Origin of the sequence: Sphingobium aquiterrae (assembly GCF_037154135.1) — a bacterium.
Classification (GTDB): domain Bacteria; phylum Pseudomonadota; class Alphaproteobacteria; order Sphingomonadales; family Sphingomonadaceae; genus Sphingobium; species Sphingobium aquiterrae.
The window spans coordinates 1-26,823 of the sequence record NZ_JBANFL010000022.1 but is presented as its reverse complement, the minus strand read 5'-3'; the positions used below and the strand labels follow the sequence as shown (position 1 = coordinate 26,823).

General features: G+C 65.3%; 22 protein-coding genes. 11 read left to right on the top strand and 11 right to left on the bottom strand.

The genetic code is table 11. The annotated features are described in order from the left end of the window. Positions 1-190: 190 nt before the first annotated feature. From WFP78_RS19655 to WFP78_RS19640, 4 genes are all read right to left on the bottom strand, one after another. Positions 191-2,467, bottom strand: a complete 2,277-nt coding sequence (locus WFP78_RS19655) for an NADP-dependent malic enzyme (protein ID WP_336966015.1) — start codon at positions 2,465-2,467, stop codon at positions 191-193. Between the two features lie 131 nt (positions 2,468-2,598). Then, a complete protein-coding gene (locus tag WFP78_RS19650; protein WP_336966013.1) occupies positions 2,599-3,483 on the bottom strand; it encodes an alpha/beta fold hydrolase in 885 nt (294 codons plus the stop codon). Between the two features lie 103 nt (positions 3,484-3,586). After that, complete coding sequence (locus WFP78_RS19645) at positions 3,587-4,759, bottom strand: acetyl-CoA C-acetyltransferase (RefSeq protein WP_336966012.1); 1,173 nt, start codon at positions 4,757-4,759, stop codon at positions 3,587-3,589. A 54-nt stretch (positions 4,760-4,813) separates the two neighbouring features. Then, positions 4,814-5,881: an alpha/beta hydrolase gene (locus tag WFP78_RS19640; RefSeq protein ID WP_419723004.1), complete on the bottom strand. Its 1,068-nt coding sequence runs from the start codon at positions 5,879-5,881 to the stop codon at positions 4,814-4,816. 39 nt (positions 5,882-5,920) lie between these two features. On the opposite strand from WFP78_RS19640, the gene phaR reads away from it, so the two are divergent. Together phaR and proS are read left to right on the top strand one after the other, a co-directional pair. Then, a complete protein-coding gene (phaR, locus tag WFP78_RS19635) occupies positions 5,921-6,505 on the top strand; it encodes a polyhydroxyalkanoate synthesis repressor PhaR (RefSeq protein WP_336966008.1) in 585 nt (194 codons plus the stop codon). Positions 6,506-6,658: 153 nt separating this feature from the next. Next, entirely contained in the window at positions 6,659-8,185 is a 1,527-nt protein-coding gene (proS, locus tag WFP78_RS19630) for a proline--tRNA ligase (RefSeq protein ID WP_336966006.1), read from the top strand. A gap of 18 nt (positions 8,186-8,203) precedes the next feature. Here proS and glpD read toward each other — a convergent pair whose 3' ends face one another. Next, complete coding sequence (gene glpD, locus WFP78_RS19625) at positions 8,204-9,715, bottom strand: glycerol-3-phosphate dehydrogenase (protein ID WP_336966003.1); 1,512 nt, start codon at positions 9,713-9,715, stop codon at positions 8,204-8,206. Between the two features lie 25 nt (positions 9,716-9,740). On the opposite strand from glpD, the gene rnr reads away from it, so the two are divergent. Continuing rightward, positions 9,741-12,056: a ribonuclease R gene (rnr, locus tag WFP78_RS19620; protein ID WP_336966001.1), complete on the top strand. Its 2,316-nt coding sequence runs from the start codon at positions 9,741-9,743 to the stop codon at positions 12,054-12,056. Between the two features lie 20 nt (positions 12,057-12,076). Here the strand turns inward: rnr and WFP78_RS19615 are convergent, their stop codons facing one another. Next, positions 12,077-12,535: a universal stress protein gene (locus WFP78_RS19615; RefSeq protein WP_336965999.1), complete on the bottom strand. Its 459-nt coding sequence runs from the start codon at positions 12,533-12,535 to the stop codon at positions 12,077-12,079. Positions 12,536-12,675: 140 nt separating this feature from the next. Here WFP78_RS19615 and WFP78_RS19610 point away from each other — a divergent pair, with 140 nt between their 5' ends. From WFP78_RS19610 to lpdA, 3 genes are read left to right on the top strand one after another with little or no spacing between them, the layout of a single operon-like run. Next, positions 12,676-13,965: a pyruvate dehydrogenase complex dihydrolipoamide acetyltransferase gene (locus tag WFP78_RS19610; protein ID WP_336965997.1), complete on the top strand. Its 1,290-nt coding sequence runs from the start codon at positions 12,676-12,678 to the stop codon at positions 13,963-13,965. Continuing rightward, positions 13,965-14,372, top strand: a complete 408-nt coding sequence (locus WFP78_RS19605) for an acyl-CoA thioesterase (protein WP_336965995.1) — start codon at positions 13,965-13,967, stop codon at positions 14,370-14,372. Before WFP78_RS19610 ends, WFP78_RS19605 begins: the two co-directional genes overlap by 1 nt. A gap of 34 nt (positions 14,373-14,406) precedes the next feature. Further along, a complete protein-coding gene (gene lpdA / locus WFP78_RS19600; RefSeq protein ID WP_336965993.1) occupies positions 14,407-15,804 on the top strand; it encodes a dihydrolipoyl dehydrogenase in 1,398 nt (465 codons plus the stop codon). 284 nt (positions 15,805-16,088) lie between these two features. On the opposite strand, the gene WFP78_RS19595 is transcribed toward lpdA, so the two are convergent. Then, positions 16,089-16,442: a Rap1a/Tai family immunity protein gene (locus WFP78_RS19595; protein WP_336965991.1), complete on the bottom strand. Its 354-nt coding sequence runs from the start codon at positions 16,440-16,442 to the stop codon at positions 16,089-16,091. 188 nt (positions 16,443-16,630) lie between these two features. Between WFP78_RS19595 and WFP78_RS19590 the strand changes: the two genes are divergently transcribed. Both WFP78_RS19590 and WFP78_RS19585 read left to right on the top strand, forming a co-directional pair. After that, the gene (locus WFP78_RS19590; RefSeq protein WP_336965989.1) at positions 16,631-17,608 is read left to right on the top strand and encodes a polysaccharide deacetylase family protein; all 978 of its coding nucleotides are present in this window, start codon (positions 16,631-16,633) and stop codon (positions 17,606-17,608) included. Continuing rightward, a complete protein-coding gene (locus WFP78_RS19585) occupies positions 17,605-18,834 on the top strand; it encodes a carboxylate--amine ligase (RefSeq protein ID WP_336965988.1) in 1,230 nt (409 codons plus the stop codon). The genes WFP78_RS19590 and WFP78_RS19585 overlap by 4 nt, the downstream gene beginning before the upstream one ends. On the opposite strand, the gene WFP78_RS19580 is transcribed toward WFP78_RS19585, so the two are convergent. Further along, entirely contained in the window at positions 18,794-19,345 is a 552-nt protein-coding gene (locus WFP78_RS19580; RefSeq protein WP_336965986.1) for an arsenate reductase/protein-tyrosine-phosphatase family protein, read from the bottom strand. The two genes, WFP78_RS19585 and WFP78_RS19580, sit on opposite strands and share 41 nt — an antisense overlap. Positions 19,346-19,696: 351 nt before the next feature. Between WFP78_RS19580 and WFP78_RS19575 the strand changes: the two genes are divergently transcribed. Then, a complete protein-coding gene (locus WFP78_RS19575; RefSeq protein WP_336965984.1) occupies positions 19,697-19,888 on the top strand; it encodes a hypothetical protein in 192 nt (63 codons plus the stop codon). A gap of 56 nt (positions 19,889-19,944) precedes the next feature. Here WFP78_RS19575 and WFP78_RS19570 read toward each other — a convergent pair whose 3' ends face one another. From WFP78_RS19570 to WFP78_RS19560, 3 genes are read right to left on the bottom strand one after another with little or no spacing between them, the layout of a single operon-like run. After that, on the bottom strand, positions 19,945-21,336 hold the full coding sequence (locus WFP78_RS19570) for an efflux transporter outer membrane subunit (RefSeq protein WP_336965982.1): 1,392 nt from the start codon (positions 21,334-21,336) through the stop codon (positions 19,945-19,947). After that, positions 21,333-22,484: an HlyD family secretion protein gene (locus WFP78_RS19565; RefSeq protein WP_336965980.1), complete on the bottom strand. Its 1,152-nt coding sequence runs from the start codon at positions 22,482-22,484 to the stop codon at positions 21,333-21,335. Before WFP78_RS19565 ends, WFP78_RS19570 begins: the two co-directional genes overlap by 4 nt. 1 nt (position 22,485) lies before the next feature. Beyond that, positions 22,486-24,174 (bottom strand): MFS transporter, encoded by a 1,689-nt coding sequence (locus WFP78_RS19560; RefSeq protein WP_336965979.1) that lies wholly within the window; start codon positions 24,172-24,174, stop codon positions 22,486-22,488. A 417-nt stretch (positions 24,175-24,591) separates the two neighbouring features. On the opposite strand from WFP78_RS19560, the gene WFP78_RS19555 reads away from it, so the two are divergent. Next, on the top strand, positions 24,592-25,866 hold the full coding sequence (locus WFP78_RS19555; RefSeq protein WP_336965978.1) for a tyrosine-type recombinase/integrase: 1,275 nt from the start codon (positions 24,592-24,594) through the stop codon (positions 25,864-25,866). 382 nt (positions 25,867-26,248) lie between these two features. Continuing rightward, positions 26,249-26,503: a helix-turn-helix transcriptional regulator gene (locus WFP78_RS19550; protein ID WP_336965975.1), complete on the top strand. Its 255-nt coding sequence runs from the start codon at positions 26,249-26,251 to the stop codon at positions 26,501-26,503. Positions 26,504-26,823 lie beyond the last annotated feature (320 nt).

Genomic DNA, 26,823 nt, shown 5'->3' with positions numbered 1-26,823 from the left:
GTGATATCGGATCATTCACGCCTCCCCACAAACCTTGCCTCGCGGTGCTCCTGCGAAGGCAGGAGCCCAGGGTGGCATTGCTTTGCAGAGGCTCTGGGCTCCTGCCTTCGCAGGAGTACGACCTCTTATAAAATGAAAGGCGCCGCCAAACCCTGAGGGGCTGGCGGCGCTCTTCGTTCTGCCGTTTCGGTCAGGCCGTCCGCTCGGTGCGCGTCACCTCGGCCGCCGCGATGGTGGTGAGGTTCAGGATGCCGCGGGCGGTGATGCCCGGTGTCAGCACATGGATCGGTTGCGCCAGCCCGATCAGCATCGGGCCGATGGTGGGCGAGCTGGACGATGCGCTGAGCGCCGTCAGCGTGATGTTTGCCGCATCCAGATTGGGCATGACGAGCAGATTGGCCGCGCCTTCGAAGCCACTGTCGGGCACCAGCCGCTCGCGCAGGGGCTGCGACAGGGCGGCATCGGCATGCATTTCACCATCCACGGCCAGATCGGGCGCCGCCGCCCTGATGAGGCTCAGAGCATGCCGCATCTTGCGCGCGCTGGGGCTCATGGACGAGCCGAAGTTGGAATGGGAGAGCAGCGCCGCACGCGGCTCCAGGCCGAAGCGCCGGATTTCCTGCGCGGCCAGGATCGTCATCTCCGCAATCTGCTCGGCGCTCGGATCGGGGTTGAGATGCGTGTCGGTGATGAACAGCGCGCCGGCATCCAGGATCAGGCCGCTGAGCGCAAAGGCGCGATGGATATCGGGCGCCATCTCGATGATGCGCATGACATGCTTGATCTGGTTCCAATAGTCGGAATTGCCGCCGACCAGCGCGGCTTCGACATGGCCCGTGCGCAGCAGCATCGCCGCCGTGATGGTCGGGCGGCGATAGACGTGACGCTCGATCTCGCTCGATGCCACGCCCTTGCGCCCGGCGATCCGGCGATAGGCTTCGGCCAGTGGACGCAGCACCTCATGGTCGGTTTCCGGGTCGATGACCTCGACATCCCGGTCGAGCTGGAAGCGCAGGCCAAGGTCCGGCAGCTTCTGCGCCAGGATGCGCCGGCGCGCCACGATGACCGGCTGGGCAAGGCCATCGTCCAGCGCATCCTGAATGGCGCGCAGCACGCGGGGGTCTTCACCCTCGCCATAGACGATGCGCGGGCGGGTGCCGCGCGCGGCCTCGAACACCGGCAGCATGACCTGGCTGGAACGGGCGTTGCGCCGTTCGAGGGTCTTGCGATAGGCTTCGATGTCGAGCGGGCGCCGGGCGACGCCGCTGTCCGCCGCCGCCTTTGCCACGGCGGGGGCGATCTCCACGATCAGGCGCGGGTCGAAGGGCGTGGGAATGATATATTCCGGGCCGAAGATCAGCTTCTCGCCACCATAGGCCTGGGCCACGCTTTCATGCGCCGGTTGACGCGCGAGCGAGGCGATGGCTTCCGCCGCCGCGACCTTCATCGCTTCGTTGATCTCCGTCGCGCCGGCATCCAGAGCGCCACGGAAGATATAGGGAAAGCACAGGACGTTGTTGACCTGATTGGGATAGTCCGAGCGGCCGGTGGCGACGATGGCGTCGGGCCTATGGGCCTTGACGATCTCCGGCAGGATTTCCGGCTCCGGATTGGCAAGCGCGAAGATCAGCGGCTTGGGTGCGAGCAGCGGCAGCCACTCCGCCTTCAGCACGCCCGGCGCGGAGAGGCCCAGGAACACGTCGGCGCCCGGCAGCACATCGGGCAGGGCGCGCGCGTCCGTCATGCGGGCGTAGCGCGCCATGTTGGGCAGCATGCCCTCGCGGCCCGAATGGATGACGCCGTCCTTGTCGGTCAGCGTCACATTGTCGACCGGCAGGCCCATGGAGACGAGCAGGTCGACACAGGCGAGCGCGGCCGCGCCGGCACCCGATGTCACCAGCCGGGCCTCCTCCAGCGGCTTGCCCTGCATGACGAGCGCGTTGCGCACCGCCGCCGCGACGACGATGGCGGTGCCATGCTGGTCGTCATGGAAGACGGGGATGTTCATCCGCTTCTTGAGTTCGGCCTCGATGGCGAAGCATTCGGGGGCCTTGATGTCTTCAAGGTTGATGCCGCCGAAGGTCGGCTCCAGCAGCTCCACCGCCTCGATGAAGCGCTGCGGGTCGGTGGTGTCGACCTCGATGTCGAACACGTCGATATCGGCGAACTTCTTGAAGAGGACGGCCTTGCCCTCCATCACCGGCTTGGATGCCAGCGCGCCGATGGCGCCCAGGCCCAGGACCGCCGTGCCGTTGGAAATCACCGCGACCAGATTGCCGCGCGCGGTATAGTCGCGCGCCTTGTCGGGGTCTGCAGCAATTTCTTCGCAGGGCGCAGCGACGCCGGGGGAATAGGCCAGCGCAAGGTCGCGCTGATTGACCATGCGTTTGGTCGGCTCGATCTCGAGCTTGCCGGGTTTGGGGAGCCGGTGATAGTCCAGCGCGGCGCGGCGAAGAATGTCGTCCATGGTCCTCCGGGCTTAATATTCGTCGCTGCGTCTAGGCCGGTTGAGCCGCAGCGGCAACGGCTGACAGGCGTAAATTCTTCATATTTCTGCAGGATGACGCGTCGCCGGGATATTCCTGCCGCCCTGCATGCTCAATCGGTCAGAAAGTTCCGGACATCGGCCATGAAATCATCATGCCGGTCATGATGCACCCAATGGCCTGCGCGGTCGTAATCGATCACGCGGGCATCGGGGAACCAGTCGGCCATGCCGCTCTTGACGGGATGCTCGGCCCAGCTTTCATTGCCGTGGATCAGCAGCGTCGGGCACGCGATCCGCGCCCAGAGCTGGCGGAGCTGCTCGGTCGAGATATCCACCGGAAAGATGGACCGCACATAATTGTCGAATTTCCAGCTGTAGGTGCCGTCTTCGTTCTGGCTGACGCCATGCACGGTCAGATGGCGTGCGCGCGCGGCGCTCAGATGGCTGTTCTCGGCCTGCATCCGCTCCAGCGCTTCATTGATGGACGCATATTTGCGTGGCTGGCGCGCCGCCAATGTGCGCTGCGCGTCGATCCAGTCGCGAATGCGCGCATCGACCGGCATGGCGGCCAGGGCTTCCGCCACGCTGGCCGGGAGCCCAAGCCCTTCGATCACGACGAGCTTCTTGACCGTTTCGGGGTAAATTCCGGCATAGCGCAGCGCGATGTGACCGCCGAAGGAATGGGCGATGATCGTCACCGGCGCCAGATCCTGCTGATGGATCAACTGCGCCAGGTCATAGATGTGGACCGGCAGGGAATAGCTGCCATCGGGCGACCACTGGCTGTCCCCATGGCCGCGCAGGTCGGGCGCAATGACATGATAGTCGCGGCACAGATCGCGTGCGACCCAGTCCCAGTTGCGGCAATGATCGCGCCCGCCGTGTAGCAGGATGACGGGTTCCGCCCCGGCATTCCCCCAATCGACATAGTGCAGGCGCAGTCGCTGGGAGATATAGATATGGGAGGAAGGGTCCGTCGGCGTCGTCTCGATCATGCCATTGTCCCCACATATCCCCCACGCATTGTCCTGTGTCCGTTCGCCAGCCATGGCCATGTGCCGGCCGGGGCATGTTCCCCAGGCCGGCACCTTTGGCGTGTCAGCGTTCGATGCACATGGCGATGCCCATGCCGCCGCCGATGCACAGGGTCGCAAGCCCCTTTTTCGCGTCGCGCTTTTCCATCTCGTAGAGCAGCGTGGTGAGCACGCGGGCGCCCGAAGCACCGATGGGGTGGCCGATGGCGATGGCGCCGCCGTTCACATTCACCTTCTCCGGATTCCAGCCCAATTCCTTGCCGACCGACAGCGCCTGCGCGGCAAAGGCCTCGTTCGCTTCGATAAGGTCGAGGTCGGCCAGCGACCAGCCGGCCTTTTCCAGCGCCTTGCGCGAAGCGGGGGCCGGGCCGATGCCCATATAGGCCGGGTCGACACCGCAGGTCGCCCAGGACGCGATGCGGCCCAGGATCTTGCTGCCGCGCCGGGCGGCATCATCGGCGCTCATCAGCACCAGGGCGGCCGCGCCGTCATTGACGCCGCTGGCATTGGCGGCCGTTACGGTGCCGTCCTTCTTGAAGGCCGGGCGCAGGCCCTGCATCGCCGCGATGGTGGCGCCGACGCGGATATATTCGTCCTGATCTACGATCGTATCGCCCTTGCGCCCCTTGACGGTGACGGGGGCGATCTCATCGGCGAAACGGCCGGCGGCGCGCGCCGCCTCGGCCTTGTTCTGGCTGGCGACGGAGAAGACATCCTGTTCTTCACGCGTGATCTGGTAACGCTCCGCCAGATTTTCGGCGGTGATGCCCATGTGATAATTGTTGAAGGCGTCCGTCAGGCCGTCATGGACCATCGTGTCCACCAGCGAGACATTGCCCATCTTCACGCCAGCGCGCAGCATCTGCGCATGAGGCGCGAGCGACATGCTTTCCTGACCGCCCGCGACCATGATCCGGGTGTCCCCCATGCCGATCGACTGCGCGGCAAGGGCAACCGCGCGCAGGCCGGAGCCGCACAGCTGGTTGATGCCGATGGCGGTGCGCTCCACGGGGATGCCGGCATTGACAGCCGCCTGCCGCGCCGGATTCTGGCCCTGCCCGGCGCCGAGCACCTGGCCAAGGATCACTTCGTCCACTTCGCCCGGTTCAACGCCAGCCTGTGCAAGCGCGGCGAGGATGGCGGTACGGCCCAGTTCGTGCGCAGGCGTGTTGCCAAACGCGCCCATGAAGCTGCCGACGGCGGTACGCTTGGCCGCGGTGATGACGATGTCAGTCATGATGTGAGGCTCCAGATCAGTTTCGCAGATGCGAAAGGCAGCCCGCCATTATCATCAGGCGCCCAGATTTGCCAGCCACCGCGACAACGGATTCCAGAGCATTTCGGATGCCCGCCTTCCCACGATCATCCCGACATGCCCCTGCGCCAGCGACCATTGCTCGGAGAGGATGGGCGCGGTGGCGGCGGGGACGATCCGGTCCGTCGTAGAATTGATGGCAAGGGTGGGGCAGGCGAGGCTTTCGGGCAGGACCGGCCGGCCGGCGACCTGCCAAGTCCCAAGCCCCGTGCTGTTGGCGCCATAGAGTTGTTCGAACAACTCGCTTGCCGCGCCATAGGTGAGGGGCGGCCCGGCATTGGCCCAGTCTTCCAGCGCCAGAAAGGCGCGCTCGGCGGCGGAGCCTGGAACCATGTCTGCGAACGCAGCATATTTCCGGACCGTCCGGGCAGGGTCGAGGCTCCAGAAGCCCGATTGCAGCACTTCCATCGGTACATAGCCCAGGCGCTGGCATAGCGGCGCGGCCTCCGCCCATAGACTGGCGACCTGCGTGCGTGCGCTGTCGTCCATCCGGCCGAAATCCCATGGCGCGGCAATCGTCGCCACGGCGACCGTCCCTGCGGCGATGGCCGCGGCGCCAAGCGCCATGATCCCCCCCAGGCAATAGCCGACGATCACCGGCGGCGCGGGCAGTTTCGCGATCAGGGGGAGCAGCCGCTGCTCGACATGCTGCGCCAGCGTCAGCGCAGCATCCTCCTGTGCCGGCGTGCCCCAGTTGATCAGCCATGGGTCATGACCGGCATGAGCCAGGAAGCGGAGCAGGGACTGGCCCTCGGCCAGATCAAGCACATATGGCGGATTGACCAGCGAGGGAACGAGCAGGACGGGCGCGCGGCGATTGTCGTTTGTCGCCTCTTTAACTGATCCATAATGCAGCAATTTCGTGGCGCCGACCTGCGCGGACGCAGCAGGCATCGGGGGCCGGGGCGGGCGGTTAGCGCCCTGATACCGCCGCAATCCCTCCATCGCACGCAACCGCAGCGCGGGATCGCCCTCCGTCTCCCGCCATAAAATGTTCAGGAAAAGCGGAAGTGGGCGAGGCCCATGTTGCAGTGCGGCAGGCATTGGGTTATCCAAACGGGATGTGGGGTGGGAGCTTGTAATATGGCGAAGGCAAAGTCCGGTAACGATTCGGAACCCGTGATCATCAAGAAGTACGCCAACAGGCGGCTCTACAATACCGAAACATCGACGTACATCACGCTGGACCTGCTGTCCCAGATGACGCGCGAGGGCCGGGAATTCGTGGTCGTCGATGCCAAGACGAATGACGACATCACCCACAATGTCCTGACGCAGATCATCATGGAGGAGGAACAGCGCGGCAAGAACATGCTGCCGGTCAACTTCCTGCGCCAGCTGATCTCCATGTATGGCGATTCGATGCAGTCGATGGTGCCGCAATATCTGGAAGCCTCGATGGAGGCGTTTCGCAAGAACCAGAAGCAGTTCCAGGAAGCGATGCAGGGCGCCTTTGCCGGCGGTCCACTGGCCGAAATGGCCAAGCGCAACCTGCAGATGTTCGAAGCGGCGGCCAGCGCGTTCAAGGGCGGCATGCCGATCCCCGGCATGCCCATCCCCGGCGCGTCGACGCCCGCACCCGCCGCCGACAACAAGGACGATGAGATCGCCCAGCTCAAGGCGCAGCTCGCATCGTTGAACGCCAAGATCGAGAAGCTCGTAGAATAGGCCGATTGTGCGGATTTACGCGCGGCATGTCCGCGCGCTGCCGCCGTTTCGCGCGATAGCGACAGGGAAAGGCCGCATCCGGGCTCGACTTGGGGTGCGGCCTTCGCCTATTGCGGCGGCTTCCATCGCATCAGATTCAGGTCATCATATCCCGTGAAACACGCACTTTCCGTCACCCGCGAACAGGATTTCGCCGCCTGGTATCAGGCTGTCGTCAGCGAGGCCGATCTGGCGGAGGAATCGGGCGTGCGCGGCTGCATGGTCATCCGTCCCTGGGGCTATGGCATCTGGGAACGCATCCAGAAGCTGCTGGATGAGCAGATCAAGGCGACGGGGCATGAGAACTGCTATTTCCCGCTGTTCATCCCGCTCTCCTATTTCGAGAAGGAAGCCGAGCATGTGGACGGCTTTGCCAAGGAAATGGCGGTCGTCACCCATCACCGGCTGATCCAGCAGGACGGCAAGCTGGTGCCGGACCCGGAGGCGAAGCTGGAAGAGCCGCTGGTCGTTCGCCCGACATCCGAAACGGTGATCGGCGCCGCCTTTTCCCGCTGGGTGCAGAGCTGGCGCGACCTGCCGGTCCTCATCAACCAGTGGGCCAATGTCGTCCGCTGGGAAATGCGCACCCGCATGTTCCTGCGCACCACCGAATTCCTCTGGCAGGAAGGGCACACCGCCCATGCCACCGAGGCGGAAGCGCGTGAAGAGACGCTGAAGATATTGGAAGTCTATCGCAGCTTTGCCGAGGATTGCCTGGCGCTGCCCGTCGTCGCCGGCGAGAAGCCGGAGAATGAGCGCTTCCCCGGCGCCGTCGCGACCTATTCGATCGAGGCGATGATGCAGGACGGCAAGGCGCTGCAGGCCGGCACCTCGCATTTCCTGGGCACGACCTTCTCCAGCGCGCAGAACATCCGCTTCCAGAACAGCGAAGGCCAGCAGGAACTGGCGCAGACGACCAGCTGGGGCGTTTCCACCCGCATGATCGGCGGCGTCATCATGGTGCATGGCGACGACGATGGCCTGCGCGCGCCGCCGCGCATCGCGCCGCACCAGATCGTGATCGTGCCCATGCTGCGCGACACGCCGGATGACGAGGCGATCCTGGCCTATTGCGCCGAGATCACGGTCGAACTGAACAGCTTCGACGCTTTCCGCGAGCCCGTGCGTGCGCATCTCGATCGCAAGCCGGCCAAGGCCGCGACCAAGCGCTGGGGCTGGGTGAAGAAGGGCGCGCCGATCATCGTCGAAGTCGGCGGACGCGATCTGGCTGCGGGCAATGTGTCCGTTCTGCGCCGCGACCGGCTCTATACGGCCGAGGGCAAGCTCGACAGCGCCATCCTGCCGCGCGGGGAATTCATCGCCCGCGCCGTGTCCATGCTGGAGGACATCCAGCGCAGCCTGCATGAAGACGCCCGTGCGCGGTTGGACAGCAACATCACACGCGGCATCGCGTCGCTCGATGCGCTGAAGGCGCATTTCGATGCCGGCCCCAAGCCCGGCTGGGCGGAAGTGCAGTGGAGCAAGCCGACGGGCGAGGCGCTGGACAAGGTGGTCACGTGGCTTAAGGGCGAGAAGCTGACGCTGCGCAACGTGCCGATGGATGCGGCGGCGGCGGATGGCGCCTGCGTCTTCACCGGGGATGCTGCGGTGGAACGGGTATTGGTCGGCCGGTCCTACTAGGCCGGATCGCCATTCAGCCTATGCCGGCTGCGTGGAAAGATAGGCGTCGTTCCACCAGTGCCGGAAGGCGGCGCGTTCCTTGTCGGTCATGGCGAGGCCGAGCTTGCTGCGCCGCATCAGGCAGTCCTGGGCGGTCAGGGCGAATTCCCGTTCGTGCATCCAGTGCGCCTCGATTTCCGTGAAGCCGGCCCCGAAGGCCATGCCCATCTGCGCTTCGCTGGCGACCTGAGCGAGCATAGCGTGCAACATGGTGCCATAGGCGCGGGCCATGCGCAGCGCGCGTTCTGCGCCAAGAAAGGGCCAGCGGTGTGCGACATCCGCCAGGAATGCGGCGAAGTCGGCAATATCCCCGCCGGGAAAGGCGAGCCCCCGCGAGCTTTTCCCGCGCATCCATCCCATGGCTGGCGCAAGCCGGTCGAACGCCGTCTCCGCCAGATGGCGCGCCGTCGTGATCTTGCCGCCGAAGACGGAGAGGGCGGGCGGGCCATCCCGGTCCAGTTCCAGCACATAGTCTCGCGTCACGGCCCGGCTTTCCGATGCGCCATCGTCATAGAGCGATCGTACACCGCTATAGCTTGCGATGATATCGGTGGGCGTGACGGCTGTCGTGAAGGCGGATGAGGCCGCGGCGCACAGATAGGCCGTCTCGGCGGGGGAAATGCCGGCATCCTCCGGCCGGTCGACGGCGATGTCGGTCGTGCCGATGACGGTCCAGCGACGCTGATAGGGAAGGGCGAAGACGATGCGCCTGTCGGGCTGCTGCAGCATATAGGCGTGGTCGCCTTCATACAGGCGCGGCACGATGATATGGCTCCCCCGGATCAGGCGGACGCCGCTGCGGCTTTGCACGCCGATCAGCCCCAGCGTCTCGGCAACCCATGGCCCGGCGGCGTTGACGAGCGCGCGGCCGCTCTCCTGCGTACCGTCCGATAATGCGACCTGCCATGTTGCACCGGATCGCTGCGCAGCAATCGCCGCCGTCCGGGTGCGGATCGCCGCGCCATGCTGCGCAGCATCCAGCGCATTCGCCAGGGTGAGCCGGGCATCGTCCACCCGGCAGTCGGAATAGACGAAACCCTTGCCCCGATGCCGGAGCGGCGCGCGATAGGCGCTGTCGTCCCGGCGCAGCCCGCGCGAGCGGGGGAGGCTGATCCTGCCGCCCAGCCGGTCGTATAGCAGCAGCCCCAGCCGCACCAGCCACCAGGGCCTTATGCTGTGCTCATGCGGCAGCACGAAACGCATCGGCGCGATCAGGTGCGGCGCGGCGTGCAACAGCCGCTCCCGCTCCTGCAGCGCTTCGCGCACCAGCCGGAATTCGCGATATTCCAGATAGCGCAGGCCGCCATGGATAAGGCCGGTGGAGGCCGAGGAGGTGTGCGACGCGATATCGTCCCGCTCGACCAGCAGCACCGACAGGCCGTTGATCGCCGCCTCCCGCGCAATCGCGCAGCCGTTGATGCCGCCGCCGATGATGATGAGGTCATGGATCACGCCGCCGTTGTGCCGGTGACAGGCGAGACTCGCAACCATGCGTCGCCATGCCTATAGCAGTTTCATGGCCCTTCCCAAGAAACCCTCGCCCGATCGCCAAAAGCCCGCAAAGGTGAAGCCCGCCGGCTTCCCGACGCGTGAGCAGATCATGGAGTTCATCACGACCTCCGAAACGCCGGCCGGCAAGCGCGAGATCGCCAAGGCATTCGGCCTGAAAGGGCAGGAGAAGATCGCGCTCAAGGCGCTGCTCAAGGACATGGCGGACGAGGGCCTGCTGGATATCGGCCCGGCCCGCGCTTTCCACAAGATGGGCGGCATCCCCAAGGTGACGGTGCTGCGCATCGCCGATGTCGACGGCAGCACGTTGATCGCCGTGCCGGAACGATGGGAGGCCGAGGGCATTCCCGCCCCCCGCCTGCGCGTGATCGAGCGTGGCAGCCGGATGGGCGCGATGACGGTGGGCGACCGCATCCTCGCCCGCACGGAGGAAGCGGGCAGGGGCTGGGTCGCGCACCCGATGAAGCGCCTGGCCAAGGGCGCGGAGCTGTTGCTGGGCGTGGTGGAGAATGGGGAGGGTGGCAAGCCCTGGCTCCGCCCCGTCGACAAGCGCACCCGCAAGGATACGCCGATCAGCGACCTGGGCGAGGCGCAGCCGGGCGATCTGGTATTGGCGGAGGCCACGGGGAGGCCGCCGCGCATTTCGGCGCGCGTCACCGACATATTGGGCGATCCCTTTGCGCCGCGCAGCTTCAGCCTGATCGCCATCCATAAATATGGCATCCCCTTCGCCTTTCCCGACAGCGCGGAAGAGGAAGCGGCGCTGGTCGCGCGCCTGCCGCTGGACGAGGCCAAGCGCGAGGACCTGCGCCATCTGCCCATCGTCGCCATCGATCCGGTCGACGCGCGCGATTTCGACGATGCGGTGTGGGCGGCGGCGGATGACGATCCGGCCAACCCCGGCGGCTTCCGCGCCATCGTCGCGATTGCCGATGTCAGCCATTATGTGCGGCCGGGCGGGTCGCTCGATCGGGAAGCGCGCAAGCGGGGCAACAGCGTCTATTTCCCTGACCGTGTCGTCCCGATGCTGCCGCACCAGCTGTCGTCCGACATGTGCTCGCTACGCGCCGACGAGGACCGGGCGGCGATGGCCTGCCATCTGGTCATCGATGCGCATGGCAGGGTGACGAACTGGCGCTTCACCCGCGCATTGATCCGTGTTGCGGCGAACATCCCCTATGAGCGCGCCCAGGCGGCGATTGACGGCGCCGAGCCGAACGACCTGCTGGAAGCGGCGCTCAAGCCGCTCTGGGCCTGCTGGGCGGCGCTGGCCAAGGCACGGGATGCGCGCGCGCCGCTCGATCTCGACCTGCCCGAACGGCGGGTGGTGCTGGACGATGCCGGGCGGATCGTCAGCGTCGCGGTGCGCGAACGGCTGGATGCGCATCGGTTGATCGAGGATTATATGATCGCCGCCAATGTCGCGGCGGCAAAGGCGCTGGAGGCCCGCAAGGCGCCGGTCATGTACCGCATCCACGAGCCGCCGAGCCGGGAGAAGCTGGTCGCGCTCAAGGAATATCTCAAGACCTTCGATATCGAATTCGCGCTGGGCCAGGTGATCAAGCCGGCGACCTTCAATCGCCTGATCGACAAGCTGGCCGGGCACGAATCGCGCGCGCTCATCATGGAGCAGATCTTGCGCAGCCAGACGCAGGCCTATTACGGCCCGCAAAATGCCGGGCATTTCGGGCTGTCGCTGGGCAGCTATGCGCATTTCACCTCGCCGATCCGGCGCTATTCCGACCTTCTGGTCCATCGCGCGCTGGTCGGCGCCCATGGGCTGGAAATGCCCGCGCCCAAGCATAAGGATATCCCGGAGAAGTCATCGCTCAGCGGCGAAGATTTCGCCAATATGGGCAAGGTTGGCGAACTCATCAGCCGGCATGAGCGCCGCGCCATGGAGGCGGAGCGCGAGACGATCGACCGTTATGTCGCCGCTTTCCTGGCGACGCGTGTCGGCGAGGTCGTGGAATGCCGCATCACCGGCGTCCAGAATTTCGGCTTCTTCGCGACGGTGGACGGCCTGGGCGGCGACGGGCTGGTGCCGGTATCGACGCTGGGCGCCGAACGCTTCTATTTCGACGAAGCCGGGCGCGCGCTGGAAGGCACGCATAGCGGCGATCGCTATACGGTGGGCCAGCATCTGCCGCTGCGGCTGGTGGAAGCGGACCCGATCAACGGTGCGTTGCGGTTCGAGTTGCCCGAAGGGGCCAGCCATCTGCCCATGCGGCACGATGGCAAGCGCCCCCGGCCCCTGCAGCGGCGCGGACGCCCGGCGAACATCCGCCACAGTGGCAATCCGCGCGGCAAGCACAGGAAATAGGGCGCTTGTCGACGCTTGTCTCAGCTGAGGCGGTCGATCGCCTCATTGCTGAGCGAGCCGGGAATCACCATGATCGGGCAGGGGAGCTGTCCGGCCTCCGCACCGGCGAAATGGCTGACCAGCGGCCCGGGCGCGCCGATCGCGGCCGCGCCGAGCACGAGCGCGGCGATATTGCTATATTCGTCCAGCACCGCGCGCACCACCGGCACGGCCTCCCCCTGGCGCACGGTGATGATCGGCCGGGCGCCGCCGGAAACCTCCGTCAAAGCGCCCGCTGCGCCCGTTACCAGGGCTTCGGCGCGCTGGCGCGCTTCCTCCTCGATGGTCGCCTGAACCCCGCCCCACTGGACGAATTCGGATGGCGGTACGAGTGCCAGGATATGCACGGCGCCGCCGGTCTTGGCGGCCCGCCGCGCGGCAAAGCGCAATGCGGTTTCCGCCTCCCGCGTCTCATCCACCACTACCAGATATGTCCGCATGTCGCGCGCCTGCCTTTTCTTTCGCGAAATGTGAGGCAAAGTCCGATCTGACACAAGCCACACCCTTGACCGGGCGCGGCAAAGCGTCAACTAAGGCGGCGTTCTCTCCCGATCATCATCATGAAAGAGCTGCACCCATCATGGCGATCAATATCCAGATGCCCGCCCTCTCGCCCACTATGGAAACGGGCACATTGGCCAAATGGCTGGTCAAGGAAGGCGACGAGGTAAAATCCGGCGACCTCTTGGCGGAAATAGAAACCGACAAGGCGACGATGGAATTCGAAGCCGTCGATGAAGGTACGATCGCAAGGATCATGGTGCCCGAGGGCGCCGAAAATGTGAAGGTTGGTACCGTTATCGCCATTCTTGCCGCTGAAGGCGAGGATGCCGGCGCCGTCCAGGCCGCGCCCGCGCAAGCCGCCGCCCCGAAGGCGGAGGTTGCGGCCGCAGTGGTTCCGGCCAAGGCCGAAGCTGCTCCGGCTGCGACGCCTGCCGCAGCGCCTGTCTCGGCTCCTGCCGCGCCAGCGGGTGGAGACCGGGTTTCGGCCAGCCCGCTCGCCCGGCGTATCGCCGAGCAGAAGGGCCTGAGCCTCGCGTCGGTCAAGGGCAGCGGCCCCAATGGCCGCATCGTGAAGGCCGACCTGGAGGGCGCAGCGCCCGCGGCATCCACCGCCGCAGCGCCGGCTCCAGCGCCAGTCTCGGTTGCCGCACCGGCATCTGTTGCGGCGCCCGCCGGCATCCCGTCGGAAAGCATCAAGCTCAGCAACATGCGCAAGACGATCGCGCGTCGCCTGACCGAATCGAAACAGAATGTCCCGCATTTCTACCTGACGCTGGACTGCAACCTCGACCGCCTGCTGAAGCTGCGCGGCGAGCTGAACGCCGGTCTGGCGGGGCGCGGCATCAAGCTGTCCGTCAACGATCTGCTGATCAAGGCGCTGGGCGTCGCGCTGACGCAGGTGCCCGACGCCAATGTCCAGTTCGGCGGTGACACGCTGATCAAATTCGGGCGTGCGGACATCAGCATGGCGGTGGCGATCCCCGGCGGCCTCATCACCCCGGTCATCACCGATGTCGGCGGCAAGGCGCTCTCGAAGATCGCGACGGAAGCCAAGGATCTGGCGGCGCGCGCCCGCGACGGCAAGCTGGCGCCCGAGGAATATCAGGGCGGCACCGCGTCGATCTCCAACCTCGGCATGTTCGGCATCAAGCAGTTCGATGCGGTCATCAACCCGCCCCAGGGCATGATCCTAGCCGTCGGCGCGGGGGACAAGCGCCCGCATGTGGTGAATGACGCGATTGCCATCGCCACGGTGATGACGGCGACCGGCAGCTTCGACCACCGGGCCATCGATGGCGCCGTCGGTGCGCAACTGATGCAGGCATTCCAGGCACTGGTGGAAAATCCGCTGGGTATGCTGGCCTGATGAGCCAGAACGACGAGGCGCCACCGCAGGTCGACCCTGCCGTGCGCGTCATCGCCATGCCCGCCGACACCAATCCCTATGGCGACATCTTCGGCGGTTGGCTGATGAGCCTGATGGATTCGGCCGCCGGATCGGTCGCTGCCCGCCATTCCAAGGGGCGGGCGGTGACGATCGCGGTGGAGGGCATGGAATTCCTGCGCCCTGTCGTGGTTGGCGACGAGGTGTCGGTGTTCGCCTCGCTTGTCGGCGTCGGCCGCACATCCATGCGCATCGGCGTGGAGGCATGGCGGCGTGCCCGGCATGACGATCAATCCTATCGTGTGACGCAGGCGACCTTCACCTTCGTGGCGATTGCCGAAGATCGCAGGCCCCGTTCGGTGCCGCCCTTGCCAGAGGCGGCGGCCTGATCCTTCTTTTTCATTCCAGGGATGAGTTTAGACCATGGCTGACACATTCGACCTTATCGTTCTCGGCTCCGGCCCCGGCGGCTATGTGGCGGCGATCCGCGCATCGCAGCTGGGCATGAAGGTTGCCATCGTTGAACGCGAGAAGCTGGGCGGCATCTGCCTCAACTGGGGGTGCATCCCCACCAAGGCGCTGCTGCGTTCCTCCGAAATCTATCATTACATGACCCACGCCAGCGCCTACGGCCTGTCGGTGGAAAAGCCCGCCTTCGATCTGGCGGCGGTGGTGAAGCGCTCGCGCGGCGTTGCCGATCAGCTGAACAAGGGCGTCGGCGGCCTCATGAAGAAGCACAAGATCGCCGTCTATGAAGGCGTCGGCACGCTGACCGGCAAGGGCAAGCTGTCGGTGGAGAAGGACGGCAAGACCACCGACCTTGCGGCGAAGAACATCATCGTCGCAACCGGTGCCCGCGCCCGCGACCTGCCCTTCGCCAAGGCGGACGGCAACAAGATCTGGACCTACCGCCACGCTCTGGTCCCCGCCGAAATGCCCAAGAAGCTGCTCGTTATCGGCTCGGGCGCGATCGGCCTCGAATTCGCCAGCTTCTATTCGGACCTGGGCGTGGATGTGACCATCGTGGAAATGCTGGACCGCATCCTTCCGGTCGAAGACGCCGAAGTCAGCAGCTTCATGGAGAAGCAGCTGACCAAATTCGGCCTCAAGATCATGACCAGGGCCGGCGTGTCGAAGATCGATACGGCGGGCGAGGGCGTGAAGGCCACGATCAAGGACAAGGACGGCAAGGAAAGCGTGCTCGATTTCAGCCATGTGATCGTGGCGGTCGGCATCGTGCCCAACCTTGAGAATATCGGCCTTGAAGCGCTTGGCGTCGCGCTCGACCAGCGCGGCCATGTGAAGGTCGACGGCTATGGCCGCACCAATGTCGACGGCATCTTTGCCATCGGCGACGTCACCGCCGGTCCGTGGCTGGCGCACAAGGCGATGCATGAAGGCGTGATCTGCGTCGAGGCGATGGCCGGCCAGCATCCGCATGAAATGGACGTGCTCAACATTCCGGGTTGCACCTATTCGCGGCCGCAGGTGGCCTCCGTCGGCCTGACCGAAGCGAAGGCGAAGGAAGCCGGCTACGACGTGAAGGTCGGCAAGTTCCCCTTCATCGGCAATGGCAAGGCGATTGCGATGGGAGAGGTCGAGGGCTTCATCAAGACCGTGTTCGACGCAAAGACCGGCGAACTGCTGGGAGCGCATATGGTCGGCGCCGAAGTGACCGAGATGATCCAGGGCTATACCATCGGCAAGACGCTGGAGACGACCGAGGCGGAACTGATGGGCACGGTCTTCCCGCACCCGACCATTTCCGAAGCGATGCACGAATCGGTGCTGGCCGCCTATGGACGGCCGCTGCATATCTAGAGTGCGTAAGGCGCGCGCGGCCTTTTAGGGCGGATCATGCGAGATATGCGGATCGCCTGTTCCCGTTCGGGCTGAGCCTGTCGAAGCCTTGTTCTTTTCTTCGAAAGGGAAGGACAGTCCTTCGACAGGCTCGCGGCCTGTCCGGACCTGATTTGGGGGGCGAACGGATCAGATCATGGCCGGCGATGGCATCCTTTCCTGAAGAGGGGATGCCGTCGCCGGCATTTTCTTTGGCCAGCAGATAGTCGCAAAAGCGTGGAGCCGCTACACCGTCCCGGCGCCCGTCATTTATTGCAGGGAAACGCGTCGTTCATCGCGATGCTGACGATCACGGAGGCAGGCATGCGCCGCTGGTCGGGATATTTGCGGAGATAGGCGATCACGACACCGCGCACCTTTTCCGCCCCGACCTGCCCCGGCCAGCAATTGGCCTGCGCCCTGCCGATGAAGATATCCTTACGGATGCCATCTATGGCGCCCACGATGTACGCCGTGCAGGCAAGGGCATATTCCGGCGCCTTGTTTTCGCACTTCTGCAGCAGCGACGTACCGGTTTCGAACATATAGGTGGGCCTTGCCGGCTGGGGCGCGGGCTGGGCGGATGCAGCGGCAACGGCAAGCAATGCTATAGGGGTCATGTCTTCGCGCAATCCATCATGGCGGCGACGGTAGCGCCGTCATGCGCGGCATCCCATGCTTATTCGACATGAATCAGGCATTAAGCGATCATGCCGCAATGCCGGAACGTGCGTGGCAAGCGGCGGGATCAGCGAACCTTAACTTCTCCCCCCTATGTCGGCCGCATGATCCTGCGGAGCGTAGAGGCTTGACCAGCGTCCTCATCACCATCGACACCGAGCTTTCGGCGGCCTTGCAGGCGCGAGGTGCTTCCGCGCGGGCCAATGTCGACAGCTCGATCGGGGGCAGGGCGAAGGGCGGTGCCTGGGGGATCGGCTGGCAGATGGACCTTCTGGAACGCCATGGCCTGAAAGGCATATTCTTCGTCGATCCGATGCCCGCGCTGGCCCATGGCCCGGCATGGCTGGAAGACATCGTCCGGCCGATCGTCGCGCGGGGGCATGAGGTGCAGTTGCACATCCACACCGAATGGCTGGAATGGGCGGCGCCTTCTCCGGTTGGCGGCCGGCGGGGCCGTAACCTTGCCGATTTCTCGCTGGCGGACCAGACCCTGTTGCTGCGCCTGGCCCACGATCTGCTGGTGCAGGCGGGCGCGCCGACGCCCAGCGCCTTTCGCGCAGGCAATTATGGCGCCAATGACGACAGCCTGCGCGCGCTGGCTTCCCTCGGCATCGCATGGGACAGCAGTGTCAATCCCGCCTATCTTGGCCGCGGTTGCGCCATCGGGGTGGATGCCGGGATCATGGCGGCGACCCGCCGGCTTGGCATCATCGAACTGCCCGTGTCGGGGATCGAGGACCGTCCCGGCGGTTTCCGCCCCGCGCAGGTCTGCGCCATGTCCGCCCGGGAGATGCGCGCCGCGCTCGACCATGCGGCGGCGACCGGCGTAGCAACCTTCGTCATCGTGACGCACAGTTTCGAGATGCTTTCGCGCGACCGGCAGCGGCCCAACCGGGCGGTGATCCGCCGGTTCGAGGCATTATGCGCCCATATCGCCGCGCATCCCGGGTTGAAGACCGCCGGCTTTGGCGATCTGGACCCGGCATTGGCCGATCGCCGCATGGAGGGCGCGCGGCTTGGCCCCAGCCGTGCGCGCACCGCATTGCGGATCGCGGCGCAGGCGGTCGCGACATGGCGCTACGAACATCGGTTGAAGCCGGCATGACGGATCGCAGGAACGTCATCGTCCTTGGCGTGGACACCCCCATCGGCCTGACCGTGGTGCGTGAACTGGGCGCCCATGGCCTGCATGTGCATGGCATCGGCCGGAGCCCTGACGCCATCGGGCGCGCCTCCCGCTATTGTGCATCCTTCTCGATGAGGCCGGAAGGGCGCGCCCTTGCCGACTGGCTGCCCGGGCGCATTGCAGAGACAGGGGCGGGGGCGCTCGTCGCGATATCGGAAGGGGACCTGCTGGCGCTGGCCGCAATGCCGGAGGTCGTGGCGGGGTGTAAGATCCTGACGCCGCGCGCGGGGCCGCTCGGCCTTGTGCTCGACAAGAGCCGGACCCTGGAGGTAGCGGACAGCCTTGGTCTCTCGGTGCCGGAAAGCTGGCTCCCCCTGTCCGGTCAGGATCATCCTGCGCGCGCCGCGACGCTCAGCTATCCCGTCGTGCTCAAATGGCCCGATCCGCCGGCGGTGATGGACAGGCTGGATGCGCTTGGCATCCCCTTTGTGAAGGCCGAATTCGCGACGGATGCCCAGCAACTGCGCGCAATCCTCGCCCGCTATGCGCCGCTGGGCGTCTGGCCGTTGGTGCAGCGCTATTGCCCCGGCGTCGGGCTGGGGCAGATGATCCATATGGCCGGTGGCGAACCGACACTGCTGTTCCAGCATCGCCGGCTGCATGAATGGCCCCCAGAAGGCGGTACCTCCACGCTCTGCCGGGCCGAGCCGCTTGCCCGCCACCGGACGCAGATGGACAAATCGGTCGCGCTGCTCCGGGCGATCGGCTGGGAAGGGCCGGCCATGGTCGAATATCGCCTCGACGAGGCGACCGGCACCTATTGGCTGATGGAAGTGAATGGCCGCTTCTGGGGCAGCCTGCCGCTCGCCAGTCATTGCGGCGCCCATTTCGCGTGGGAATTGTGGCGGCGGGCGATGCAGGACGGCCCCTGCGATCCCGCCCCGCCGCCGCGCGCCGGCCTGCAGGCCCGCTATATGGTGCCCGAGACGCGGCGATTGCTGCGCACGCTCTTCCGGCCCGGCCGCATTGCCGATCCCTTCTTCCGTCGGCGCCCGCTCCGCGATCTGGCCCGCTACATGCTCGGTTTCCTGGACCCGCGCAGCCGCTATTATGTCTGGAGCCTTCGCGATCCGGCGCCGTTTTTCTCGGATGTCGGATTGATGCTCAGGAAAGCCGCGCGCCGGGGAATGCCTCGGCAAGGTTGAGCACCGCGCTTTCGATCCGGCGCAGGCAGGTCGCCATATAGGCCGGGCTCAGCTCATAGGGGTCGTGCAGGTGCGGGAAGGGCGGCTGCGCCCAGCCCCCCAGCAGCATCCGCGGCAGGTGGGACAGGCGGGGGTCGTTGGCAAGCCGCACCAGTTGCCGCACCTCCATGGCCAGCAGCAGGTCGCCCGGCGCAGGCGTATAATCTTCGACGCGGGTCGTGCGATGCGCGGCAAGATCATGGCCCAGCAAGCAGGCAGCCGCCATGGCCGGGCCGTGCGCCGCCTTGCCGCTGGAGGTCGACAGGCCGAAAGACGCTGTGCGCAGGCCGCTGCGCTGCGCAACCACATCGGCAAAGGCGCTGCGGCAGATATTCCCGTGACAGACGAACACCAGCCGGGTGACAGCCTCCCGCGCTGGCGGAAGGACGGCGCCGCGCACCAGATGCTGTTGCGGATAGGAGAGCGCGAGGCGTACCAGCCCACGGAATGTTCCAAATCGTGAACGGATCAAGACCTTGCCCCCGGCACGCGCGATGCGACCGCGTTTCCCTAGAGCATTTTCAAGTCAGGTGGAAACACCTGACGACCCGGAAAATGCGGGAAATAAAAGACAAAGAGAGCATGATCCGATCCAATCTGATCGGATCATGCTCTGATGTCCGGAGCGGGCAGGGCAAGGGCCTTCGCCGTCGCGCGGCACCGCGCGCGACCATGGTCCAATGCAAAGCTGCTGGCCTGTAGCGCGCTCTTATGTCAAAAAGAGGGATGTTCTCTTGGGAGCACAGAATATGAACCGGAGAGAGATGTTGACGGGCGCGCTGGCCATCGGCCGTTTTTGGCGCGCTGGCGGGGAGTGCGTCTGATGCTCGATATGCGCCCTCCCGAAGGCAGCTGGGGCGGTGGCGGCGGCGCTTCGCGGGGAGAATGGCCGGCAGGCAAGCCGCATTTCAAACCCGGAGACCGGGAATGGCTGCTCTACACCTCCGGCAGCATCGTTCTGGCCTGCCTCGCCTTCACCGCCATCCGGAATGTCGTGAGTCGCCGGAACCACTGATCTTGCGTTCCGGCGCAAGCCGGCGGTCAGATGAAGTGCGACAAGATCGACGGTCCTCAGCGCTGTGTGGCGGCGGCTTGCGAAGCCGCGCTCCATCCCCCGCCCATCGCCTGATAGAGTTGCACCCGCGCCGTCAGGACATCCGTCTGGAGGCCGGCCAGCACAAGCTCGGCATTGAGCAGGCCGCGCTGCGCGTCCAGCTGTTCCAGATAGGCTGAATAGCCCTCGCGGTAGCGATTGGTCGCCAGCCGCAATGTATCCACAAGCGTGTCGCGCTGATGCCGCGCCAGCGTCATCTGCGCATCGAGGTGCGTCACGGTGGTCAGGGCATCCTCGACCTCGCGGAAACTGGTCAGCACCGTGCGCTGATAGGCGAGCGCCGCCTGGTCGCGTTGCGATGCCGCGACGTCGGCCTGCGCCCGCAACCGCCCGCCCTCGAACAGCGGGGCAAGGATGCTGCCGCCGATCGACCAGATGGTGATCGGATCGACCAGCGCCGACGAGAAGGCCGCGCCGGCCGATCCCGTCAGGCGGATCTGTGGCAGAAAGCGTTTGCGGGCGGCCGAAAGGGATGCGTCGGCCGCCGCCAGCTGGTTCGCCGCCTGCGCGATGTCGGGGCGGCGATCGAGCAGTTGCGATGGCAGGCCGTCCGGTATGGATGGCGTGGCCAGCGCGTCCAGCCTGGCGCCACGCGCGATTGCGCCGGGCACGTCGCCGGTCAACTGGCTGAGGCTGTCTTCCGTCCGGGCGATCGCGCCTTCGATCTGCGGGATGATCTGGGCCGCCGCGTCATATTCCACCTGCGCCTGCCGCAATTCCAGCTTGGGCGCATAGCCGGCCTGATCGCGGGACGTGGCGATGCGGAGAGAATCGGCCCTTGCCGCCAGCGTCTTGCGCGCGATCTCCAGCCGGGCGTCGAGCCCCAGAAGGCTGATATACTGGCTGGCGGTTGCACTGGTTATGGCCAGCCGCACGGTGTCGCGCGCGGCCTCGCTGGCGAGATAGGCGCTGCGGGCGGCAGATGTCGAATCCGCCAGCCGGCCGAACAGGTCGATCTCATAAGCCGTCTGAAGCTGGGGCTGGGCGAAGTTCTGCTCCAGCGGCGTGCCGAATGCCGATACCGAACGCGATCGCCCGGCCCCGGCCCCGGCATCGAGCGTGGGAAGCAGCTGCGATCGCGCTAGCCGCACATTGGCCTGCGCCTCCCGCACCCTTGCCGCGGCAATCGCGATGTCGCGATTATGGGCCAGCGCTTTCTCGACCAGGCCGGCGAGCACCGGATCGCCGAAGCCCTGCCACCATTGCGCGTCGATGGGCGCGCTGTTCTGGATCGGCGTGCGCCAGCCCGGGGCAGGCTGCACCGCCGTGATCTTCTCCGTCTTCACCGCCGGGCCGGCGCATCCGGCCAGCATGACGATCAGCGACAAGCTGGCGCCCCGCACGCTCATTCGTCGCCCGCCGCGCGCGTGTTGATCGACACTTCGACCGACATGCCCGGGCGCAGGCGCCGCGCCACGGACTGGCCGGGGTCGATCCCGATCCGCACCGCAATACGCTGGGCCACCTTCACGAAATTGCCGGTGGCATTGTCCGATTTGATGACGGCGAATTCGGAACCCGCGGCCGGCGCGAGATTCTGGATGCGGCCATGCAGCCTGGCATTTCCAAGGGCGTCGACCCGGAACGAAACCGGCTGGCCGATGCGCATGTCGTGGGTCTGCGCTTCCTTGAAATTGGCGATCACCCACACATCGTGCGGCACCAGGAACAGCAGCTGCGTGCCCGGCGTCACATAGGCCCCGTTGCGCACCCCGATCTCGGAAAGCTGCCCATCCACCGGCGCGCGGATCACGGTGTTGTCGAGATCGATCTGGGCCAGCCGAAGCTGGGCCTTGGCCGCCGCGACCGCTGCCTCCAGCCCGGAGCGGCCGACGATGACCGTCCGCACATCCTGCGTACCGATTGCACGCCCTGCCTCGGCCTGATGCACAGCCGCGACGCTGGCCAGCAGCGCCGCCCTGGTCTGGTCATGCTCGCGGGCGGAGATGGAACCATCGGCGACGAGCGCATCGGCGCGGCGCATGTCGGCGCGCGCGCGCTCCAACTGGGCGCGGGCGGTGGCGATCGCTGCGTCCTGGCTCTGCGTCGCGGTCTCGCGCGATCGCTGGGCCTGTGTCGAGTTGGCCAGCGCCGCCTCCTGCGCCGCGACATTGGCCTGCGCCTGCGCCACGCGCGCGCGATAAATCCGGTCGTCGATCGTCGCGAGAATCTGCCCGGCCTTCACCTCTGCGAAATCCTGAGCCGGAACCGTCGTCACATAGCCGCTGACCTGCGGGCTGATGATCGTCACCCGGCCGCGCACATAGGCATTGTCGGTCGCTTCCTTCAGCCCGGCAAAGGGTGGCAGCCGCCAGGCATAGAGGATCGCCAGCACGGCAATCACGGCGAGCACGCCGATGGCGACAACGGTCGTCCGGTTCTTGGCGGGCGGCCGCCATCCCGAAGGGGAGGGATCGACCTGCGGATCGGCCTCGGCCGTGGTCGCCGCCTGCTGCTGTAGCGCACTCTCTTCCTGCGGCGTCGCCTTGTCGTTCATGCTATTGCCCCTTGGTCTTCGATTCTGGCGTTTGCGCTGCTGCTTGCATCAATTTCTGCTGGAGGAGGAGGATCGGCGAAATCTCGCCGCGCCGCCAGATCGACCAGCGAATGGCAAAACCCCATAGCGCGGCCAGGACGGCCAGCACGCCAACCAGCAAGAACACGTCGTTGAAGGCGAGAATATTCGCCTCGCGCGCGACCTGCTGCGCCAGCGTCCCCGCGCCAGCGGCGCTCCGCAGCACGGGATCGGATATCGTGCCGCCATAAAGGACCGCGCCGCCCCTTATGCGGGCCGCGACAAGGGGGTCGGTCATCATGATCGACTGGACGATTTCGTGCGAATGGAATTTCTCGCGCACCGTCTGGAAGCTGCCCAGCAAGGCGTTGCCGGCGAGCCCGCCCATGGACTGGCTGATCGAAAACAGCACGACGAAGCTGATGAAATGCCTGCTGCCGGCGAGCAGCGTGCGCGCAATACCGATCACCATCGCCTGCGCGAGAAACAGCAGGGAGGCAAAGCCGATGATCGCCTGGCTCAGATAGAAGCTGCTGGGCCGCGTGAGGTTGGTGGTGTCCGCATCCATGAACGCCCCCACCGCGATCAGGATGACCGCGACGGTGATGGGGCGGGAGACATTGTCCGGCCTGAATGTCAGCACCGCGACCGCAAGGCCGAGCAGCGACGCCGCCACGATGATGAGGTTGAGGACGACCATCTGGTCGTTCAGCATGCCGAGCACGGTCAACAGGCCGACCGATCCAAAGGCCTGCTCGGACAACAGGATGCGCACCGAAGCGGCGACCAGCATCAGCCGCAGCACTTCGCGCCGGCCCAGCCAGCGGGTGTTGATCAGCGGATTTGCCCGCAGATGCTCGACAATCAGGGCGGTCGCGATCAGCGCGACGCTGGCGGCCAGGGCGTATCCCATCCATGCGCGCTCGGTCCACCACTCGATCCGCCCTTCGGAAAGCACCGCGATCAGCAGCCAGAGACCGGGCGCCAACAGGCAGAATGTCAGGAAATCGAGCGGTTCGAAGACTTTTTCGCGGTCGCTCGGCGGCAGGGGCAGCGTCATCACGGCGCCAAGGCTGAGAAGCGCCATGCCAAGCTCGAACCAATAGAGCATGTGCCAGTCCCCCCAATCGAGCAGGCGGGGCGAGATCGCCCTGGCCAGGGGCGTCGCCAGCTGGGGGATGGCAATGCCCATCATGACGCCGGCAAGGCGCCGGGGCGCGGACATGCCCTGCATGAAATAGAGGATGGTAAGCGTCGACAGGCCGCTGGCGGAGATGCCGCTCATCGCCCGCACCAGGACGGACGTCCAGAAGCCGTGCAGGAAAAGATGGAGCAGCGTGGTCAGCGCATAGGTGCCAAGCGCATATCGGACGAAGGATTGCAGGCCGAATTGCTGGCGATATTTCACCAGCAGCAGATTGGCCGTCACATTGGTCATGAAATAGGCGGCGGTCAGCCACGCGCTTTCATTCGTATAGAGCCCCAGCGTTCCCTGCGCGAAATTGAGGTTCACCGTGACAAGCGCATTGCCCAGTCCGCCGGTGATGCCGATCAGGCTGCCGATCGCGAAATAGCCCATCCGGCGCGATTGGGGATGGTCGGGATTGGCGGGCGATCCGGGCAGCGTTGGCCGCTCATGCGGTTTGAAGACGTATGTCGGGGCGTCGTTCATCCGCGTGTTCAATCCGGCCTCAGGCGAGGATTCCGATCGGATGCCGCAATATGCGATACCGGGAATCGTTTCTGGAAGCTGTCAGAATTGTGAGCGGTCCGCAATCTGGGGTCCGGAGAAAATCCGCCGTGACTTGCTGCACTTACGGCCCATGATGCCGCAATCCCGCTTCGGGCCGGATTGCTGCGCCACGATAGGGGGAAGATCGAACTGGCGGACAGGGTGGGATTCGAACCCACGGTGAGCTTGCACCCACGGCGGTTTTCAAGTTTGGGACACTTGACCCGGCAGTAACTCGTAGCTGCACGCAGATGCCTTAAAATGCCTTATGAATCAATAATATAACCCCCTTGCAAGCTCGTGACAGCACGTCGTAGCACAGTGCCGCGTGCTAGAAATGCGCTAAAAGGAGGTCATATGGTGAAGCTCACCAAGGCGTTTATCGACAAGGTCCGAGCGCCGGAGAAAGGGTATCAGGTCCACTGGGATGAGACGGTTAAGGGCTACGGGTTGCGGGTCGCTCCGCCAATCGAACCGGGCAAGCTGCCGCGCCGGGTGTTCATTGTCATGGGCCGGGTCGCCGGTAAGTCGATCCAGTTCACCATCGGCGCGTTTGGCACCTACACCGAGGACGCGGCGCGCAAGCGGGCACAGAAGCTGTTGCAGGACATGCGCGAGGGGATCGATCCGCGCGATGCCAAGAAGCACGACGCCGCCGTGGCGGTGACACTCCGCGATGTGGCAGACGCCTACAAGGATCGACCAGGCAAGCTCAAGGGTTCGAGCGCGGACGTGATCGAGCGCCATGTCACCACTACCTTTGAAGCGTGGCTGTCCAAACCCATCGCCTCCATCACCGAAGACGATGTGCGGAAGCGGTATCGCGAGATGCTGACGAAGGGCCTGCGCGGCAAGGTAGGTGCTCCGGGCCAAGCAAATCAGGCGTTTGCCGTTCTGCGTGCCCTAATTAACTTCGCCAGCCGCCGCTATAGGCGGTCGGACGGGTTGCCCGTCATCACGCACAATCCGGTCAGCGCGCTCAAGGACGATTGGATTCGGTTGAAGCCGCGTACCAGCCGCGTGCCCGATGCCAAGATCGGTGCGGTGTGGAACGCTCTGGAGCAATGGCGAGGCGAGACGCACAACCGGGAAACGCTTGCTGCCATCGATCTGTCGATGTTCCTGCTCCTCACCGGCTGCCGCCTCAAGGAAGCGGCGTCCCTGACATGGGATCAGGTTAATCTGGAAGAGGGATGGTTCCACCTGCCGGACCCGAAGAACCGCAATCCCGTGTGGCTCCCGTTGTCGTCACAGGCGGTCGCGCTGCTGGAGTCGCGGGCACGGGTTCAGGGCAACCCGCATGTTTTTGCGTCGTGGAGCAAGTCGGGCCATATTATCGACCCGCGCGACACGCGCCGGAAGATCAGCGAGGTCGCCGGGACGAAGATCATGAACCACGATCTGCGCCGGACCTACATCACCATCGGCGTTGCCAACTGCGCCGTGGATTTCACGAAGATTGAGTTGCTGACGAATCACATTCCCAATGGCTCGGTCACGGCAAAGCACTACCTCGAAACCTCACGCCTCCAATATCTCAAGCCGGAAACCCAGCGCATTGCGGACTGGATTGAGCAGCAAGCGGCGCAGGCGAATGGTATGAACGTAGTGCCCCTGCACGCCGCCGGGTGACGCATGGCTGGGGCCGCTACAGCCGGGGTTGCAGCCCCGATCGCAGCGCGCCGCCAGTGCAGGGGCGGCGGGGTGCCGATCGCACTCACACGGCCCTGTTATAAGGTGTCCACCTCGCGACCTAAGCATGTGCTTATCAAGCAAAAATAAGAGCTTGCGCGACTGACTGCCGGTAGCATAAGGTTTTCACCGTCACTCACGGGTGACGGCGCCGCGCTGGGGCGTGCCCACGAGGAAAATCCCAGAGACGCAAGCCGGTGAGGCGCAAGGGTGAAAGCCCCCTAGGCCCCGGACACCCCCGAAGCTGACTGGGGCAGGTGACGACACAAAACTCGGAGGCATGACGAAACTGCCATTGGCAGAACGCACCGGAGTTGCGTGCATGTCTGATCTCTCTTTCGAGCAGCTTTGCGAGCTGTTCAATTATACGCCCAAAGGGCGTCCCCTCGATCCCAAGGAATGCGCCAAGCTTATCGGCGTATCGGTCGATACCCTCGAAGGCTACCGAGGGCGCGGCATTCCCCTTCGCCATTTCGCTCCGCCCGGAACCCGAATCGTCCGGTATGCTGAACGCGACGTGCTGGCATGGCTGGCGACCGGGGCGCGATACAGCACCAGCGAGCGGATCGCCGCCTGATCTTTTCCTCATGAATAGCGGCAGGACCGGGCGTCTACCATGTCCTGCCGCCGGAGTATCACCGTGAACAGCAGCAGTGTAACCGAAAGCGGCAGAAGGTCGCAAACATCAACATGTTCGGACCTATTCGGGAAATTCGCGCCGAGTAAAAATTTGCCGGATGCAGGCAGCATTCCGTTAAAATCCCGTCCTACCCCCACCGGCAGGGAGGCCCGTCATGACTGATTGGTCTCGTATCCCTGCGGTGTCAATCGGCGTGCAAACGGGACCCCTTATCGGCGCGCAAAAGGGACCCCCTGTCAGGATGGCGGAACGTTGAT